The sequence below is a fragment of the Paenibacillus sp. FSL L8-0638 genome (assembly GCF_038593075.1).
Lineage (GTDB): Bacteria > Bacillota > Bacilli > Paenibacillales > Paenibacillaceae > Paenibacillus > Paenibacillus polymyxa_D.
This window is the reverse complement of sequence record NZ_CP151960.1, coordinates 5,587,389-5,606,309: the sequence shown is the minus strand read 5'-3', so window position 1 is coordinate 5,606,309 and position 18,921 is coordinate 5,587,389. Positions and strand designations below refer to the sequence as shown.

The 18,921-nt window shown below is 45.7% G+C and carries 18 protein-coding genes; 12 read left to right on the top strand and 6 right to left on the bottom strand.

Annotated elements, in window-relative coordinates:
• Positions 1-3 precede the first annotated feature (3 nt).
• Positions 4-1,497 (bottom strand): alpha-amylase, encoded by a 1,494-nt coding sequence (locus tag MKY35_RS25030; protein ID WP_342445106.1) that lies wholly within the window; start codon positions 1,495-1,497, stop codon positions 4-6.
• Positions 1,498-1,759: 262 nt separating this feature from the next.
• Here MKY35_RS25030 and MKY35_RS25025 point away from each other — a divergent pair, with 262 nt between their 5' ends.
• The 6 genes from MKY35_RS25025 (at position 1,760) to MKY35_RS25000 (ending at position 8,173) form a co-directional block, all read left to right on the top strand.
• On the top strand, positions 1,760-2,587 hold the full coding sequence (locus MKY35_RS25025; RefSeq protein ID WP_342445105.1) for an HNH endonuclease signature motif containing protein: 828 nt from the start codon (positions 1,760-1,762) through the stop codon (positions 2,585-2,587).
• Between the two features lie 544 nt (positions 2,588-3,131).
• Complete coding sequence (locus tag MKY35_RS25020) at positions 3,132-3,563, top strand: DUF1641 domain-containing protein (RefSeq protein ID WP_029518696.1); 432 nt, start codon at positions 3,132-3,134, stop codon at positions 3,561-3,563.
• Positions 3,564-3,590: 27 nt separating this feature from the next.
• On the top strand, positions 3,591-4,772 hold the full coding sequence (locus MKY35_RS25015; protein WP_013312527.1) for an NAD(P)/FAD-dependent oxidoreductase: 1,182 nt from the start codon (positions 3,591-3,593) through the stop codon (positions 4,770-4,772).
• Positions 4,773-4,963: 191 nt separating this feature from the next.
• Positions 4,964-5,767 (top strand): copper amine oxidase N-terminal domain-containing protein, encoded by an 804-nt coding sequence (locus MKY35_RS25010; protein ID WP_342445104.1) that lies wholly within the window; start codon positions 4,964-4,966, stop codon positions 5,765-5,767.
• A 449-nt stretch (positions 5,768-6,216) separates the two neighbouring features.
• Positions 6,217-7,335 carry a hypothetical protein gene (locus tag MKY35_RS25005; RefSeq protein ID WP_342445103.1) on the top strand — a complete coding sequence of 373 codons (1,119 nt, stop codon included), beginning with the start codon at positions 6,217-6,219 and terminating at the stop codon, positions 7,333-7,335.
• 52 nt (positions 7,336-7,387) lie between these two features.
• A complete protein-coding gene (locus MKY35_RS25000) occupies positions 7,388-8,173 on the top strand; it encodes a copper amine oxidase N-terminal domain-containing protein (protein WP_025721954.1) in 786 nt (261 codons plus the stop codon).
• Between the two features lie 127 nt (positions 8,174-8,300).
• Here MKY35_RS25000 and MKY35_RS24995 read toward each other — a convergent pair whose 3' ends face one another.
• Positions 8,301-9,344: a stalk domain-containing protein gene (locus tag MKY35_RS24995; protein ID WP_025721955.1), complete on the bottom strand. Its 1,044-nt coding sequence runs from the start codon at positions 9,342-9,344 to the stop codon at positions 8,301-8,303.
• Positions 9,345-9,599: 255 nt separating this feature from the next.
• A complete protein-coding gene (locus MKY35_RS24990) occupies positions 9,600-9,776 on the bottom strand; it encodes a CsbD family protein (protein ID WP_068939077.1) in 177 nt (58 codons plus the stop codon).
• Between the two features lie 156 nt (positions 9,777-9,932).
• On the opposite strand from MKY35_RS24990, the gene MKY35_RS24985 reads away from it, so the two are divergent.
• Together MKY35_RS24985 and MKY35_RS24980 are read left to right on the top strand one after the other, a co-directional pair.
• Entirely contained in the window at positions 9,933-10,448 is a 516-nt protein-coding gene (locus tag MKY35_RS24985) for a DUF2179 domain-containing protein (RefSeq protein ID WP_023990890.1), read from the top strand.
• 120 nt (positions 10,449-10,568) lie between these two features.
• Positions 10,569-10,781 carry a cold-shock protein gene (locus MKY35_RS24980; RefSeq protein WP_025721956.1) on the top strand — a complete coding sequence of 71 codons (213 nt, stop codon included), beginning with the start codon at positions 10,569-10,571 and terminating at the stop codon, positions 10,779-10,781.
• A gap of 122 nt (positions 10,782-10,903) precedes the next feature.
• Here the strand turns inward: MKY35_RS24980 and MKY35_RS24975 are convergent, their stop codons facing one another.
• The 3 genes from MKY35_RS24975 to MKY35_RS24965 all read right to left on the bottom strand — a co-directional run bounded on the left by MKY35_RS24975 (position 10,904) and on the right by MKY35_RS24965 (position 14,469).
• On the bottom strand, positions 10,904-11,917 hold the full coding sequence (locus tag MKY35_RS24975; RefSeq protein WP_029518692.1) for a substrate-binding domain-containing protein: 1,014 nt from the start codon (positions 11,915-11,917) through the stop codon (positions 10,904-10,906).
• 180 nt (positions 11,918-12,097) lie between these two features.
• Positions 12,098-13,297 carry a glycosidase gene (locus tag MKY35_RS24970; protein WP_318627716.1) on the bottom strand — a complete coding sequence of 400 codons (1,200 nt, stop codon included), beginning with the start codon at positions 13,295-13,297 and terminating at the stop codon, positions 12,098-12,100.
• Entirely contained in the window at positions 13,294-14,469 is a 1,176-nt protein-coding gene (locus MKY35_RS24965; protein WP_342445102.1) for an AGE family epimerase/isomerase, read from the bottom strand. Before MKY35_RS24965 ends, MKY35_RS24970 begins: the two co-directional genes overlap by 4 nt.
• Before the next feature lie 232 nt (positions 14,470-14,701).
• On the opposite strand from MKY35_RS24965, the gene MKY35_RS24960 reads away from it, so the two are divergent.
• From MKY35_RS24960 to MKY35_RS24945, 4 genes are all read left to right on the top strand, one after another.
• Positions 14,702-16,021, top strand: a complete 1,320-nt coding sequence (locus MKY35_RS24960; protein ID WP_341040262.1) for an extracellular solute-binding protein — start codon at positions 14,702-14,704, stop codon at positions 16,019-16,021.
• A gap of 67 nt (positions 16,022-16,088) precedes the next feature.
• Entirely contained in the window at positions 16,089-16,973 is an 885-nt protein-coding gene (locus MKY35_RS24955; protein WP_029518688.1) for a sugar ABC transporter permease, read from the top strand.
• Between the two features lie 2 nt (positions 16,974-16,975).
• Entirely contained in the window at positions 16,976-17,809 is an 834-nt protein-coding gene (locus tag MKY35_RS24950; protein ID WP_023990883.1) for a carbohydrate ABC transporter permease, read from the top strand.
• Positions 17,810-17,868: 59 nt separating this feature from the next.
• Positions 17,869-18,918 (top strand): glycoside hydrolase family 130 protein, encoded by a 1,050-nt coding sequence (locus MKY35_RS24945; RefSeq protein WP_342445101.1) that lies wholly within the window; start codon positions 17,869-17,871, stop codon positions 18,916-18,918.
• The last annotated feature ends 3 nt before the right edge of the window (positions 18,919-18,921 follow it).

The following is an 18,921-nucleotide window of genomic DNA, read 5'->3' as shown; positions in this document are numbered from 1 at the left end:
AGATTAAGCGTTCGCTTCTTCTTCTGATTCCTGACTGTCTTCCTCTGCGGGAAGTGCCCACACCGACACACTGCCGGCACGAACGGGAAATATGCCGTAGCCATCCTGCCCGATCTTTACGATATGATCGTGATGCCCGGTCAAATCTATCCATTCTTCCCCTGCACGTTGTTTACCTACGAACATGCGCTTTTCCCCGTCATTTGCGTTGGTGATCACCACAGCACATCCGGAGCCTTCCAGCTCAGGCACGCCTTGACGAACCCATCCAATCGTATGAGGATCATCGAAATAATCTTTTTGCTCACCATAAGCTTTATGGTACCGGGCATATAGAAGCGGGTCTAGCTCAGTTTGCTTGCCTTTTACGGATGTTTGCCCCTGAATACCGTAGTAATCGCCGTAGAACACGCAGGGATAACCGTCCTTGCGCAGCAAGATAAGTGCATAGGCGCTGGGCTTAAACCAGTCCTCCACCCAGGATTCGAGCGCTTCGTGCGGCTGGGAATCATGATTATCGACAAAAGTAACCGAGTTCAGGGGATGGGTATGAACCAGCGTATCCTCGAAAATGGTGCTTAGATCGAAATCCTTGCCACCCAAGGAAGCGCTATGTAGTTTGTAGTGGAGGGATACGTCAAACAGGTCGATTTTATAATCAATGGTATCCAGGAACTTTTGACATGATTCCAGATCCGGTTTCCAAAACTCGCCTACCATATAAAAATCCTGCCCGCGTTTTTTAATCATTTCTGTAGCAAACTCTCGTACAAATTCATGATTAATATGCTTGATTGCATCCAGACGGAATCCGTTGCATTGCAGAGTATCCACCAGCCATTTGCCCCAGCGGATCATCTCTTTGCGCACATCCTGATGATTATAGTCAATATTGGCGAACATTAAATAATCATAATTGCCGAATTCATCATCTACATTTTCGCTCCAGCTTTTATTTTTACCTAAAATACGATAGATTCCTGTCCGGTCCTGGCTCGCATCGTAATCGGTTCCGTTAAAATGTTCAAAGTTCCATTGAAATGTGGAATACTTCCCTTGTCGGCCGGGGAATGTAAATTTAGTCCAGCCTTCGATATCAAAGGGCTCGGAAATGACCTCATTGCGGTTATCCGGGTTGACCTCGACGACCTTGAATACTTCGGTTTCATCCGCACCAGCTTTATGGTTCATGACCAGATCGACATAGACGGCCACACCGTGACGAACGCAGGCAGCAACAGCTTCCAGCAGGTCTTCCCTGGTTCCGTATTTGGTGCGCACCGCGCCTTTTTGGTCAAATTCGCCCAGATCGTAAAGGTCATAGACGCCGTATCCCGTATCCTCGGGCGACTGGCCTTTGGTGACAGGTGGAATCCATATCGCGTCAATTCCTTTGGCCTTCAGTTCCGGTGCCAGGCGGGCAAGCTTCTTCCAGTGAGAACCGTCAGCTTCGACATTCCACTCGAAAAATTGCATCATCGTATGGTTCCTTTTCATGTGCGTCCCTCCTTTATATATAACAAGTTACCCACCAAGTGAGGGGGGCTAAACGTCAGACGGTCAATATGACGCTGAATGAAGAACAAGGATCGCTGTATAACGTATGCTAAATCATTAAAATTTGTTATACCTGAGTGTTCATAATGGCTCAATAGCTAGAAAAGGGAACGTGAAAACGGTAAAATGAATCTAACTTAACAATAGTTCGGGTTTTGGGCAAACCGTGGAGCGCGAGCAATAGAGGAAAGGAGGGGTGGACGTGACAGAACCGCAGCAGAACAAGGATGAAGCGAGCAAACCGCTGATAAAAAAATGTACGTATTGTCAGGAGATGAAGCCTCTAACGGACTTTCAGCGCAGAACGGGTCGCCGGGCGGGTCCTTATTCCCGGCGTGGTCCTTGCCGTTCCTGCCGGGGGTTGGCCCCGCAAGAACGTGCGGCTACGTCCGCTCCTTCCGGCGAGGAAGCGAACCTCTCGGCTGCTCCCGTGACGCAGCATAGCCTTGAAGCAAATACGGCTTCGCACAGCCTGGAGGCGTCACTACCTATGGAGGGACAGCGCCCCCGCAGGAAGCCGGTCACGGATAAAGCACGTGAGCGCCATCGGCAACGGGTTCGGCATCTGCTTAGCAGGCTGAAGCCTGCGGATACTCGGGCGTTGCGGCTCAATCGCAATGGCATGATTCGGCTAAGAGGTAAAACCGATCAGGGGAGACGCTGGCATCAAGAGATTGAGCTAGATCTGGCCATGACCCTGGTCAGAGAGCGTATGGCGGTGATTGTTAATCCTTACACCGTGCGCAGACTGTATAGCAACAAGGAATTTCGCCAATATGTGCTTAAGCGTGACCGCTATACTTGTTTCTTTTGCGGAGGCTACGGTGACACGATTGATCATTTACTGCCTCGGGCAAAAGGGGGTCACACGACGCCCGTCAATTGTGTATGTGCTTGCAATGAATGCAATCAAGTTAAGGCTGCCCGCGATGTAGATGAGTTCATTGAGTCTGGTGTGCCACAGCCGTCTCCTGATGATTTCGAAGCACCTGGTATTCCTGATGTTTCTGAAGACATCCTACGTAGGTAGGGCGATTCTGCCAATGCAGCTTGTCCGCCCGCCCCACTAGTGGTGATGATCGGGCCTCCGTATGAATATATTTTGGGTTATTTTCATATTATCGAACTGAAACGTACGCTCTCTATTACCCTCCTCTAGCCTAAAACGACCCTTTTTCAAGGGAAACTTGGACAAAAATCGAGCTTATTCTAATTTTTATCTAAAATAACAATAAAAAATTTGCAGAAATTTGTGCAAATTTAAAATTTCTTCGACGATTGTGTTGTGAAAGGTGTAATATAGAGGTATAGGGTTCCGTTTCGGCCTGTTGTAGTCACGAAGGAACGCTTCGTGAGATATTCCGCAGCAGTAACAACAGAATAACGTCTGAGCAATATACAATTGGCATCTGCGATAAATCAGTCTTGCCCTTTAGGGTATAGGCCGGTTTAAGCTGTGCTTCTTGTATGTTTAAGGGCGTGAATTCAATGAACGTTTTATTGCTAGAGTTTATGGATACAGGTTACGAGAGAGGATGGACTTCTATTTTCACAGTAAAGGAGGACGTTCACGCATGTCTGAAAACCAACAAGAGGTGGCAGTAACACAAGAAGCTACCAAAGAGTCTCGGGATGTACTGGACCAATTGATGAAACCGGAGGTTCAGCAATCGCTGACCGTACTGGTAGAGAATCTGCCAAAGTTGACTGAGATGGTTACTTTGATGACCGACGCTTATGATGTAGCTCGCAGTCTGGCAACTGACCCTGTCTTTATCGGAGATATGAAAAACTCCATGGGAGAGTTTGTGAAGCCTGTAACAGAATCGGCTAAAGGATTGGCTTCTGCTGCGATTGAAGCAAATGACCGCGTACAAACTACGGACGGCAGTGTAGGTCTGTTCGGCCTGCTTAAAATGCTTAAAGATCCGAATGTACAAAAAACGCTGCGTTTCAGCCAGGCTTTCCTGGATATTCTGAATGAGCGCCAACGCGAAAGCAAATAATTACCTGATCGAGAACGGAGGATGGACATGTCGAAGCAAATTTTGATCTTGGGCGGCGGATACGGCGGATTGCTGGCCGCTCTTACAGCACGCCAGCATATGGACGCTAGTCAAGCAACCATTACAGTGGTTAACCGCTTTGCGTCGCACCAAATTATTACGGAACTGCACCGTTTAGCGGCAGGTACAATTGCCGAAAAAGCTGTGGCGCTTCCTTTGGAAAAACTGCTGCGTAACAAAGATATTATCCTAAAAGTGGATACGGTTTCGGAAATCAAACCGGACGATAAAAAAGTAACCCTGGCAAGTGGTGCTACGTTGAGCTATGACGCTCTCGTTATTTCTCTCGGCAGCGAAACGGCATACTTCGGTATTCCGGGACTGCAAGAGCATAGCTTCACGCTGAAATCCGTGGCAGAAGCCAATCGCATTCGTGCACATGTGGAAGCTCGTCTGGATGCTTACAAGCAATCCGGTAACCAAGCGGACGCTACAATCGTTATCGGTGGTGGCGGTCTGACAGGCGTTGAGCTGGTGGGCGAATATGCTGACAAATTGCCTGCAATTTGTCGCGAAAAAGGTATTAACTACGAAGATATTAACTTGTATTGTGTAGAAGCTGGACCATCTATTTTGGCAGGCTTCCCTCAACCACTGGTTGATCGTGCCGTAACAAGCCTTGAAAAACGTGGCGTTCAAATCGTAGCGGGTGTTCCGATTACAGAAATGAAAGCAGACGAAGTTCTCCTGAAAGACGGACGTTCGATCAAAACGAACACACTGATCTGGACAGGCGGCGTACAAGGTAATGCACTGGTTGGCGCATCTGGTATCGAAGTAAACCGTGGTCGTGCAACTGTGAATAGTGCACTGCAATCGACTTCTCACGAAGACATCTTCCTCGCTGGCGACAGCGCAGTGGTGTTCCCGGCTGAAGGCGAGCGTCCATACCCTCCAACGGCACAGTTGGCTTGGCAAATGGGCGAATTAGTTGGTTACAACATCTTCGCTTATTTCAACGGGGCGAAAATGGAAAGCTTTACACCAGTATTCTCCGGTACACTGGGCAGCTTGGGCAGAACAGACGCGATCGGCACTGTAGGCGCGAATGGCACCCAACTGAAAGGCGCTGTAGCCACTTTGATGAAGGAAGGCAGTAACATCCGTTACTTGTCCCACATCAAAGGACTTTTTGCATTGGCCTATTAATATTTCTTACTTTTATATGCTTTATCCAAAGAGAGTGCAATTCTGTGCTCTCTTTTTGTTTTGCAGTTTAATCCATTATAAACCAGTATATGTAAAATTCCATGTGTATTTTTGGATATATGTTGAAAATTATGGTTGATCTGATATTTCTGTGGCAGTACACTAGTAACGAACAATACGAGGAGGGCATTATGAAAATCAGGTTATTAATCAGCCTTATGATTGTATTAAGTTTTGGTGCTACAAACATGAATTTGGTATCTGCTCAAGCTCAAGGACAAACGCCCATACACCTGAAGGTCAATGATCATTACGTTTTATACACCTACCCTGCATCACCTTTTGTGGATAAGAAGGGGAGACTGCTTATACCGCTCCAAGTAGCTGAGGATATACTGGGCGGTAAAGTAACTTATAATGCAGCGAACAAGACGGCTGCTGTTGATCTGTTGGGGCGTAATGTAACGGCAACGATTGGATCACCGGAAATATCAGTTAACGGTGAGTCGGTGACAATGGACACAGTCCCCATCATGAAAAGCAACGCGATGTTTTTGCCGGTATCCATTTTGTTGAAGGATACAGATGCGAAGATGGAATGGGATTCCAAGCGTGGCTTATTGAAACTAAGACATGATAGCTTTACGGAAAGTCCAGTTCTTATGAGGTTTAAGGGACAGGACTTGGCCCAAGTCATTGACGCGAATGCGTTTGATCTTACTTCCTTTGACTTGGATCGAAAAAAAGGGGTATTAAATATTTATGCTATGTACGAGAGCGGCTTATCGCCTGCTTCCAGGCAAATCGACTTTAATCCTCTGATTGTGTATAGCAAAGGAACCTATAGTGTAAATCCTTATTCTAAACCCAGTATGTTTTACAAAGTGAAAATAACCAGTCCTGGTAATCTGGTTTATACGAGAAGTATCGATACGACCAATGCGGATAAAGATTATGTGAAATATATTACTTCCGTAGGAAGGTTGATTCAATAATTGTTCAGACTACCGAAGGTTGCAGTTATGAAAAAAGAAGACAGGGGGAAATAGCCTTCCTGTCTTCTTAAGCTGTCGAGAAAGTCTCGACAGCTTCTTTTATGTTGATTTTATTTAAGAAGACACCGCGTTAATGTTGTATAATATAGGTAACTTCGTGTAGAACGGACGGTGTTGGTCAGGCGTCCTGCCATTGATCCTACCATGTTGTTTAAAATGATTTTCCTCGGTTAATGTAAAGAAAAAGAAACCCACGTCTCAAAAAGACAGGGTTTCACAACAATTTGAGAGCGTATAAGCGCTCTCTTTTTGCTATTTAATTGAATCTTCTATACACCATTATATGTAAAAACGAACACTCTTTATTTAGGTATCAATTGTAAATTATGGTTGATAATATACATTTGTGAAGGTATGCTAGTTTTGAAAAATAACTAGGAGGTTTGTGTATGTTTAGGAAAAAAAAGTTTTTAGGCATGGGGTTAGCAACCATTCTCATGTGCTCCTCAATTTCGGGAAGTCTTGCCTATGCGGAATCGAAATCTAGTACGTACGATGCTTCATTTTTTGAAAATCTCAAACAGCGGGCCATTGTCCATGAACTTCAAGAACACCAGATTGCCGTTAATCCAAAAGCATCTATTGCTGAACTACTGAATACAGCGGATAGTACATCACTAAAGAGTAAAAGTAATAGTGATCTACAACAAAATCTGGAGAAGCTTAACAAATCGGAATACATATATCTTACGCTCGATGGAGAAGTATACAGCTCAGAAAAAGGTTATGTAGGTATGGCGGATAAAGTTGAATCAAAAGAAGATAGTGTAACGGATGCTACTTATATGAAAACAAACTCTTTGAGTGAACCAAGCAACAATCATGATGTTTCCATATCAAGTAAAAATAATCCCACTCCATCGCAAGTGAGTGGAGGAACAACAGGAGCTTTTTCAAGGGTTCAATTGAAATTTGACGGATTCGATGGTGTGACTGGGAATTTTTGGCTTCCCTATGTTCATAGATTGGGAGATGGAGAGCAGCCGTGGTTCTACTTCGGCTTTGATTCAGCAAAAGGACGGGGAGTTGAAGGAGGATTTTCTTACCAGACTGGTCGGAAAGTTTGGCAGGGATATGTTAGAAACAGTAATCGGTTTGAATATTCTTACGGAACATGGTCAGAGGGAGCAGAAATCAAACCTATGAAATTCTACATTGACTCTAATTCTGGCGATTCTTATCTAATAGTTGGCTCCGAGAAAATTGTCGCTATGATGACTTTTTTTGATGAATCTGATTTTCCTTCGTTGTCTCTTAAAAGAGTTTTTTCAATAGCGAAAAATAACTTTGATGGGAACAATATTTATGGGGCGATAAGTGGGGATTTTTATAATTTACTAGTTTCTAAGGTGAACTCAGATTACTACTATTCTTGGGGGGATTACCCTGAATATTCATTGTGGGACGGGGAAAAATGGCATGGAACTATTGCTTGGCCTACTTATTATATTAAGTACTATGATCCCGACACTAGGATGGCTAGTTGGATTCAAAACCAAAATAGATGATTATCACATTTTTATGAATGGTAACTACGTTATAAGTTTATAGGAGAACGGTATGAAAACTAATTTTTTAATATGTTTTCTAATTACTTTATTGTGTTTAAATCCAATAGTAGGGGACGCAACTGCTAAATCTCAAGAAATCCCTATTCATTTTAAAGTAAACGATTTCTACATTTTATATACTCAACCTGAACCACCATTTGTTGATCCTAAAGGAAGGTTGTTAATTCCCCTCAAAGCGGTAAAAGATTTACTGGGAGGTAAGGTGGCGTACAATGCTATGAATAAAACGGCAACGGTAAATTTATTGGGGCGTAGCGTAGTAGTCACCATTGGATCAAGAGATATTTCTATTAATGATGAGCCTGTAACAATGGATACCGTACCTGTTATAAAAGAGAATGCTATGTTTCTCCCTATTTCGGTGTTGGTCAAGGATACGGATGCCAAGATGCAATGGGACTCAGAACGGGGCTTACTGAAGTTGGAACATGATAGTTTTAATAAAAGTCAGGTGCTTCTTAGCTTTTTGGGGCAAGATCTTGCGGAGGTAACGAATAAGGAAGCCTTTGACCTACACAGTTATGAATGGAATGGTGTAGGAAAGCTAATAATTCACGCAAACTATGAAGAAAGCTTGAAATTTTCCAAGAAACAAGTGGACATCCGCCCTTTAATAATGTATGGGAAAACATTTACTATGGATCCTTACTCTAAATCTATACCAGGAAGCAAAATTCAATGTACAGGAAAAGGGAAGCTGACGTTAAAACGCGATTTCGGGATTATGGGTGAAAAGGTGCAATATATTATTGCAGCGGGACGACTTGTTGATTAGAGCGAAGAGTAAATTATACTGTATAACTTAACCTCACGGTATATAATAAAGAGAGACCGGATCCATAATGATCCGGTCTCTCTTTATATGAATATTTTGATTAGTATAATATAAACAAGTCATAATCTTAGAAGGTAATGATTTGACTGCTGTTCCCTTTATTGCGTACAGTTCCATCGACTCTATCAATGGACTCTTCGTCTTTAAGAAAATCAATAATGCCATCTGTCAGGTTGCTTCTTTGTAAATTTGACATCTTGTTCCAATCATCCGGATTTACATACACATCCACGTTAGCTTTATTGCTGTCGCCTCTTACGCTGAAATCAAAGCCGTATCCGGCGTAGCTGCTGTATCTGTTGAATAAATCACGTTGGATACTGCTTGCGTCGAAAGATGTACCTACTTTTTTAATCGTAACATCGCCTCTGCTATTGGTTGTAAAGGTTGCTAATTTATCTCTATTACTAGAGTTCTTAACCGTACCTTCAACCTCGGCATCTTTGTACTCTTTCAAAATATCTTCAACGATATCTTCCAGATAGGTTCTTTGTTTGCTGCTGGATAAACCTTCCCATCTGGATTTCGTCATTTCGATGGTCACTGTAATATCGTTTTTGTTGCCACTGAGCTCAATATCCGAATTAGTATCGTAGGCATCGCTGTGATCATCGTTCAGCTTCTTTTGAAGATCCTTCAAGGAGCTAGAGCTATTTTTGCTTGCTTCATCTTTTAACGTCTGGTTGTCTTTTTGCAATTGAGCGATGGTAGCGTCTTTCGTCGTGTTTGCTGCTTTCGCAGTGTTGAGCTCCTGAGTCAGCGTCGTAATCTGGTTGTTCAACGCAGTAACTGTAGACTGATCAATGGGAACACCGTTGTCGGCAATGACTACGCGTTTGTTTGTGCCATCCCATGTTACTTTTTTATCCAAAGCTGTACCTGCCAGCTTCAGCGGGATATACGTCACGCCATCCAGCAGAAATGGTTCTGTTTTAGCATCAGCAGGAACCTCGGTTCCGTTGTAGATAATTTTAATATTGTTATATACTGCTTGGATCGGCTTAGTTACTTGTGCAGCATATGTAGATTGGCTGAACAGAGCCCCGGAGATGGCCAAGGCCGATACGGCAGTGATGATGACAGGTTTCTTCATGGATTTCAATGATTTCATTCGTCGGTCTACCCCTTTATTTAAGAATTATAGCCTGGTTCATAGACTAGAGTAACATTAATGCCTACAAAATCCAACAGCTTGGAGAGTCATTATGGGTTGCGCTTATATTAGTTAGACGCAACAACAACCGTAAAAGTTGCCCTGTTTACGCAAAAGTTTTTCCAAAAGTATCCGAACAGCACAAAACAAGCCCGCTGCACAAGACAGCGAGACTTGTTCGTAAAACAGTGCGCCGAAGTTATCCATTCAGGATTATTTGCCGTCCTTCAGTTTGCCTGCTGTTTCCTGAAGATGGCCTTTGGCCTTATCCAGTTTACCTTCGGCTTGAAGGGATTTATTATCGGTAGCGTTGCCGATTTGGTCCTTGATTTCACCTTTGGCTTTGTTCACATTACCTTTGATTTTATCGCTAATTCCGTTATCCTTCATGTTGAAGCCCTCCTTATGTGATCGAACTTTCATTCAGCATGCTGTAGTTAGTCATTACCCGAGCAAGGGTAATACGAAACCAGAGGCTGTATATCACAGACGGGGGTATAATGTTGGATACGGGTTAAATCAGAACGTGAAGTGGGGAGTGAGCGCATGCTCAAAATTTTATTATTTATTCTCGTTATTCAAATTATTTACGTATCGGCGTATACACTGCGCATGATTCTGACGCTGAAAGGACAGAAGTACATTGCTGCGCTCATTAGCACCGTAGAAGTTACGGTCTATGTATTGGGCTTGAATGTTGTGCTTAAGTATTTGGATCAAGTGGCAAGTCTTGCGGTATACGCCATTGGCTATGCATTGGGTATTCTGATTGGAGCATGGATTGAGGAAAAAATAGCGCTTGGTTATGTCACTGTTAAGGTGATCAGCAATGAGATTAATGGAGGAATTGCCAATGCGCTGCGGGACAAAGGATACGGCGTTACAGCCTGGCTGGGTAGTGGGCGTGATGGAGAGCGCCTGGTGATGGAAATTTTGGCTAAACGGAAAAACCAGAATAAGCTGTATCAGTCCATTCTGGAGCTGGACCCTAAGGCTTTTGTCATTACGGTAGAGCCGAAGCAATTTCATGGCGGCTTCTGGACCAAGGCTATCCGTAAATAAACATTTTGGTAAATTGCGCATATTTTTTGGAGCTTGGAGCATATTAATACCCGCACAGGTGGGGATTAACAGTAAGCCGACAGGGGATATTACCCTATAAAAAACCGAGGGGGGATATAGATGTACAGACGCCAGGCCCCGGAAATCATTCCAGAGGAAAATACGGCTATTTGGTCGTGTACAAATGAGGGTTGCAACGGCTGGATGCGAACGGATTTCACCTTTTTGAACGAGCCAGCTTGTCCATTTTGCCAAGCCTCGATGGGGCAGGAAATGCGGATGTTGCCGATTCTCAATCGGGCGGGCAATTCCTTTGTCGCCCAGCGCTCCTAATCCAGGATTCTGCAAGATCCACAATGGAAAGTGAGTACGATGATCACACTGCAATACTTATGAACGTCAAAAGCCGCTCCAGCGACATGCTGAGCGGCTTTTGGTTGTGGAATATTTGATGATCATGGCCTCTCGATGGGCTGCACGGAGTCACGATATACAATATGACCCTGCACCAGGACCCGACCAAAGCGACTGCCGGGATGGCTTATTTTTTTCATCATCGAATCAATTGCGGTACGTGCCATCTGCTCGATGTCTACTCCGACTGTGGTCAGTTGCGGAACAATAAGAGTGGCGTATACATCATTGTCAAAGCCGACCACAGAGCAGTCTTCAGGTACGCGGTATCCCAGAGCAATGAGCTTGTGCACCAGATTGTGAGCGACCTGATCGCAATTACATACAAAGGCAGTCGGCAGCGGCTGAGGAAGCTCCATTTCAACATAAGAGCCTTCGTCGTCCCGGTCACTGAGCACCCACTCGTTACGGAGAGGCAACCTGTGCTCCAGCAAGGATTTATAGTAGCCGAGGAAACGATCCTGAATACTACTGGTGGAATAGAGGTTGCCCACATATGCAATATCCCGGTGTCCCTGGGCGATTAAATAGTTGGTCAGCTCGTAGGCCCCGTAAAAATTATCCGTCACCACGGAGTCGATATCGGCATGCTCATCATAAAAATCGAGAAACATTTTGGGCAGTTCCATGGTTTGTACAAGCTCAATATATGGCTTGCTCACTTGGCCCAGGAGAATGAAGCCGTCCACCTTACGGTCGTAATAGATACGTGGCAGATTAAGCTGTTCTTCGTCTTCGCGATGGAGGATGTGAAGGATGCCGTAGTAGCCGTATGGCTCCAGTGCCCGTGAAATTTGCTGGTAGATGTGCAGATAAAACGATTGGCCAGGGCCGGTAAAACGTTCGGGAATGACAACACCAATGTTATAGGTGAGGCCTTCCTTCATGGACTTGGCAACGGTATTGAAACGATAACCCATTTCGCCCGCGAGCGTCTTAATACGCTCTTTTAGCTCCTCGCTAACCCCATCCTTGTCATTGAGCGCCTTCGACACGGTCACGCTGCTTACTCCCAGCTTATCTGCAATATCCCGCATCGTTACGTTGCTCTTCATTCCTGTTCCGCCTTCCAATTTTAAAAAGATAAGCATCTTGCCTAAATCCAAAGAATGGATGCAAAATGCTGGGGGAATATACTAGTAGCTTAGCTGCCCATAGAACAACAATTAGCCTGCGGGTAACAGTTGTTCTATGGATAGTATACATGGTTCCGCAAGCAGGATAAAGCCTGCGGCTTATGTCTGCTGAGAAGGACGGGAGTGCGCTTTCAATAGCGCTTCATTGTGATGAATCAGATCACGGCGAACAGCGGCGCTGCTGAGAGAGCGCAGCGGGTCGGATGGTGTATTGAAGGTGTAGTCCTCCAGTCGAGCGATGGTGGTCGTCGCTACGTGGATACGGGTGTCACTGGAAGCGTAGTAGATAAAAACTTCATCTTGTTCGTTAACGACTGCACCGTTGCAAAAAATAACATTCGAAACGTCGCCCACGCGTTCCTCATCATAAGGAGCTAGAAAGTGCCCGCCGGGCTTAGCAATGACGCGCGTAGGGTCTTCCAGACTGGTCGCAAAGGTATACAGCACATACCGCAGCCCGGCGGCCGTATTGCGTACCCCGTGAGCGATATGAATCCAGCCGCGGCTGGTCTTAATCGGGGCAGGCCCCTGTCCGTTCTTGGCTTCGTACACCGTATGATAACGGCGCTCATCAATGACGGTTTCGTGTTCAATCACGGGCTGTGTAATATCTTTGCACAGGCCGAAGGCGATGCCACCGCCCGAGCCGGTGGAAATAAACCCGTCCTGAGGACGAGTATAGAAGGCGTATTGACCGTCCACAAATTCAGGGTGCAGAACAACGTTGCGCTGCTGTGGGGACTGGGTAGTGATGTTGGGAAGCCGGGTCCATGTACGCAGATCACGAGTGCGGACCAGTCCAGCCTGAGCGACAGCACTGGAGGTATCGTGAGGTGGCGCGTCAGGATCCTTTTTTTCCGAGCAATAAATACCGTAAATCCAGCCGTCCTCATGCTTCACCAGCCGCATATCGTACATATTTGTTTCTTCTGGGTCGATATCCTCCCATACTAGGGGGGCGTCAATGAATCGAAATTGATCAATGCCGTTATCGCTCTCTGCCAAAGCGAAAAATGACTTTCGATCCAGTCCTTCGGTACGCGAAACAAGAATGTATTTTCCTTCATGATAGATCGCCCCTGGATTCAATGCCGCATTTACACCCAGCCGCTCCATGAAAAAGGGATTAGTTTGCGCATCCAGATCGAACCGCCAGTGAAGTGGAACATGATGGCGTGTGAGCACTGGATAGAGGTAGCGTTCGTAGATACCATTGTAAAAGGTAGTTTTAACCTCATTAGGGCGTGTAATCAGTTCCTCTTGCTGCAATAGTAGCTCATCGTATTTGCTATGAATCATTGGTTTTCCATCCTTTCTAGCATTTCTATGCAAAATCGGCTGTTGTGATAAGGGCACTTCCAAGGGCCTGCAATCTCTCTCGCATCAGGCTTACCATCCGCTTGAACTGACCAGAACCATTCGCCTCCGGGGCGCGGATCTATGATATATTGCCGGGTATAGGCCCACAGATTACGCACAATTTGCAAAAATCGTTCGTCACTTGTACGTTGAAACGCATTGTAAAAACCAACCATCCCCTCGGCCTGTACCCACCAAATACGTGAGGTGTCTACCCGCTCTCCTTCTCGCTCGTTGATGAGCGATCCGTCTGGCTGAACAGCACGCTCTGCTACCGCATTGGCAATATCCATCACCATGTCCAGGTATTCTGACGGGTAATAACCCAGCACATTCATAGCGTCCTCAATCAACCAGCTGGCTTCGATGTCGTGACCATATGAGGTCAGGTCAAGCAGAGAGCGCCATTCACGATCGAAGAATACCCCCAATCGTCGGGCAGAAGCATCGTAAACACGACGATATAAAATATCCAGTACGTTCGTCAGTGCATCTCGAACCTCTTCATTTGGCCAGACGCGCAGCAATTGGGTATACGCTTCCAAAACATGAATATGCGTATTCATGGTGATATGCGCGGTAACTCCATTTTCGCTGAGCAGCTCATTAGGCTGCGTGTTCCACAAGCGGTCATACTGCTCGCCGTATGCCTGCCGAGCGGGATCATATCCTTTTTGCTCCAGCAGGTGGAACAGCTCCATAGCTAGTGGCAATGCATTCGGGTCGTCTGTGGCACGTGCATACTCTGCCAGCGCATAGATCGCGAATGCCTGCGCGTATACATGCTTGCACGTGTCCACGGGTTGCCCGGTGTAGTCCACCATCCAATACATTCCTCCATGTAATGGATCAAGCAGGTGATCTCGCAGGAATGTGAATGCATGTCGTGCGGCTTCTGCATAGGTATCTTCCCCTGTTACACGGGCAGCCGCCGAGAAGGACCAGAGTAGCCGTGCAGTGGCAATCCCGCCTTTGTCGGCTTGGTTATGAGTGTGCAGATCCACATCCACCTCGCCGTAAAACCCACCGTGTGTCTCATCCTTCAGTCCAAGCCAGAATGGGAGTATGTGTTCCTTCCATTCCTGTCTAATTTCGTCCAGTAGTGTTGCCAAGAGACAAAGCCTCCTTCGGGAAAAAATATTAGGTTATCGTTAACTTTACAGAATTATCATATCTAGCTGTTTGTAAACTGTCAACCATGCTAAATTGGTGTTTTTTCATAAGATGTGACCCATTCCACTTTACAAAAAAAATATTGCAATTGACATAGTAAGCGCTAACATAATAAAATGATTTTGTTACTTTAACGATAACCTTATTAAAAACAACAGGAGGAGTCGTCTCATGAAGTTGTCCAAGGTTTTGATGTCATTACTATCTGTGGTTTTGTTAGCGGGGCTGTTTACTGGCTGTACCTCAAAGAAGGATGAGCCAGCTGCCAGCTCTGATCCAAAGGCCGTGGAAGGTGAAATTACGGTTATCACACAGCGGACAGATATTGTGGATACGGTATTTCAGGACTACGCTAAGGAATTTAACAAGCTTTATCCGAACGTGAAGGTCAATTTCCAGGCATTGGCCGATTATGATGGTCAAATTAAAATTCGGATGGGGACCAGGGATTACGGGGATGTTTTGCTGATCCCTGGCAGTATTCCAGTTGAAGAGCTGCCCAATTTTTTCGAACCACTGGGTACTTATGAGGAGATGAAAAACAAGTATACCGGCATTGAAGAACGTACGGTGGATCATAACAGCTACGGTATTCCGATTGCGATGGTTTACTCTGGTGTGATTTATAACAAAAAGGTGTTCAAGGACGCAGGAATCACGCAGCTTCCCAAAACACCGGACCAATTCCTGACAGCGTTACAGCAGATTAAGGACAAAACCAAGGCAGTGCCGCTGTTTACGAACTATGCCTCTGGTTGGGCACTGACCCAGTGGGAGTCTAGTCTGGCAACATTGGCGGGTACAAAGGAATACGTGAATGTCACACAACCGAATACAGATGACAATTTCACAAAGGGCCAGCCTCACTATGAACTGTATAAGGTCCTATACGATGCAGCTAAAAAAGGCCTGATTGAAAAAGATCCAACGACTACGGATTGGGAGACCTCCAAGGCGGATCTTGCTCAAGGCAAAATCGGTACGATGGTGCTTGGCTCTTGGGCAATTGACCAGATCAAAAGTACAGCTCCTAACAAGGATGATATCGGTTTTATGCCTTTCCCGACGAATGCCTCCAAGGTACTTGTGCCGCTGGCTGGTGATTTTAACCTCGGTATTAACGTAAACAGTGAAAATAAAGCGGCGGCCCGTGCCTGGGTGGATTGGTTTACCGAAAAGTCCAACTATGCTGTAGAGCAGGCAGGCAGTATTAGTCCGCTGAAGGGTGCTCCAATGCCTAGCATTTTGAAGCAATACGAAGATCAGGGGGTCGTTTTTGAAACACTTACTCCATCTCCAAAAGGACAGGAAGGAATTGTTGATAAAATCGACAAAATGGGCGAAATTGGTTTGTGGCAGCCTGATTTCAAGAAACGCATTATTGAGGCAGCGGTGGGTAACCGCCCGGAATCGTATGACGCCATTATGAAAGATCTGAACGATGCATGGGTGAAGGCGCGTGCTGAAGTGGCTGCTAAGGAAGCAAAATAGCCATCTGAACTGACGAAAAGAAAGGATCGACGTAGCAGTCGATGGACGGATAGCCAGGAGGTGCAGCATGTTAAAATTTTCGAATCTCAGCTACTCCAAACAAAGATTGGCGATTATTGTTGCCTTTTCATTTATTCCGCTAGCGCTGCTGATCACTTTTGCGTACTTGCCAGTGATCAATATGTTTAAGTACAGCTTTTCGGACTGGAACGGCTATAGTAAGCGTCTGGAATATGTGGGTTTTGAAAACTATATCAAAATCTTTACCGATCCCGAGTATTTCTCGGTGTTTAAGGTCAGTCTGTATTACTTTGTAGCCACGTTTGTACAGATGGGTCTGGCCCTTTATTTTGCAAGCATTCTCAGCTTTCAGACCTGGTTTAAAAATTTCTTTAAAGGCGTTTTGTTTTTTCCTTCCCTGATGAACGGGGTGGCCATTGGTTTTATTTTTCTATTCTTTTTTAAGCCAGACGGCACGCTCGATACACTGCTTCAGGCAGTGGGGCTGGGTTCGTATGTCAAGCTGTGGCTGGGCAACCCGGAGATTATCAATATTTCGCTGGCGGGCACGTCGATCTGGAGATACATGGGCTTTAACTTTATTGTGTTTCTAGGTGCGATTTCTTCCATATCCAGTGATCTGTATGAAGCAGCCGATATCGATGGGGCCAACCGCTGGCATCAGTTCCGCTCAATTATTTTGCCGAGCATCAAGCGGATTTTGCAGTTGAACCTCATCTTGGCCATTAGCGGTGCGGTCAGTGCATTCGATATTCCGTATATTATGACCGGTGGCTCCAATGGTAGCGAAACATTCGTCATTCAAACGCTTGATGTGGCATTCAAATACAGCAAGGTCGGTTTGGCCTCGGCGATGGCGGTTATTCTGCTGCTGATCGTAATCGCTGTTACGCTGCTTCAACGGTTGCTAATTCGGGGAGAGGAGGACTAATCATGTATAAGCTGAAAAGAATACTGGCTAGCAGTATCAAGTATGCGGCGCTACTACTAGGTGCGTTCATTGCACTGCTGCCGATTGTCGTAATTTTGTTTGCATCTTTGAAGACGAAGACTGAATATGCGGCAACCAGTCCTCTGACTCCCCCCGTGAACTGGCTGAATTGGGCTAACTATACCAAAGCCTTTATTAACGGAAATATGCTGACTGGATTTGTGAACACAGCTTTTATTCTGTTGATTTCGATCATCGGAGCCACGTTAACGGGTTCCATGATCGCGTATATTTTGAACCGTTTTAAATTTAAGGGCAAAAGTCTTATGCTAGGTGCGTTCCTGCTCGCGACCCTCATTCCGGGGGTAACGACACAGGTATCGACATTTCAAATTATCAACAAGCTGGAGCTGTTTAACACGCCTTGGGCGGCGATCTTGCTGTATTTGGGAACGGATATTATTGCGGTGTATATTTTTCTGCAATTTCTGGATTCCATTGCGGTGGCGCTGGATGAATCGGCCATGCTGGATGGGGCCTCCTATCTGACGATCTATTGGCGCATTATCTTGCCCCTGCTGAAGCCTGCCATTGTGACGGTGATCATTATCAAGGGCGTTAATATTTACAACGACTTTTACACCCCGTTCCTGTATATGCCCAAAACAAGCCTTCAGGTCATATCGACGGCGCTGTTCAAGTTTAAAGGACCCTATGGATCACAATGGGAAGTCATTAGCGCGGGCATTATCATTGCCATTATTCCGACGCTGATTGCCTTTTTATCCTTACAAAAATATATCTATAACGGATTCGCTCAGGGTTCGGTGAAATAGAATAACGACGAAATAAAAAAAGATGAGATCCAGTATCTCGGTGAGAGGAGAATATACGTATGAATAAATTGAATGTGGATTTGGGAGTAAATAGCGTACGAATTTTGGGAGACAGTCTGCCGGAAATGCCGTGGCAGGATAAGCCTCAGGGCAGTGAGGCTCCGGTATGGAGACATACTGAGAATCCGGTCATTGGGCGGAATCCGGTGCCGGGCATTGCCCGTATTTTCAACAGTGCAGTAGCTCCGTATGAAGGACGGTTTGTAGGGGTATTCCGGGCTGAAACAATTAACGGACGTCCGCATTTGCATCTAGGCTGGAGTGACGACGGGTTGGCTTGGGACATTGAGACAGAACGGTTGCATTTGGTTGATGAGGAGGGGCATGATTACCAGCCTAATTATGCTTACGATCCGCGTCTGGTCCGCGTGGAGGATACGTATTATATCATCTGGTGTACAGATTTTTACGGTGCAGCGTTGGGGATAGCCCAAACAAAGGATTTTAAAAGTTTTGTACGATTGGAAAATCCATTCTTGCCGTTTAATCGTAATGGTGTGCTGTTGCCCCGTAAGCTAAACGGAAACTTTATGTTGCTATCCCGTCCGAGTGACAGTGGACATACACCGTTTGGCGACATTTTTCTGAGTGAAAGTCCTGACTTGGTCTACTGGGGCAAGCACCGTCATGTCATGAGTAAGGGCGGACAGGGCTGGTGGCAATCGGTAAAAATTGGCGGCGGACCGGCACCGATTGAGACGACCGAGGGCTGGCTGATGTTTTACCACGGGGTGACAGGCACGTGCAATGGGCTAGTATACAGCATGGGGGTTGCCGTTCTTGATCTGGATGATCCATCTAAGGTTAAATATCGTTCCTCCAACTTCGTGCTGACCCCGGAGGAATGGTATGAGGAGCGGGGCTTTGTGCCGAATGTGGTGTTCCCGTGTGCTACGCTGCATGACGCGGACACTGGAAGAATTGCAATTTATTATGGAGCCGCTGATACGTATGTAGGTATCGCATACACGACAGTATCCGACATTATGAAGTATGTCATCGCAACGGATGAAGTGGTCGGAGACGACCGTGAGTCGGGCCGGATGTAGCAT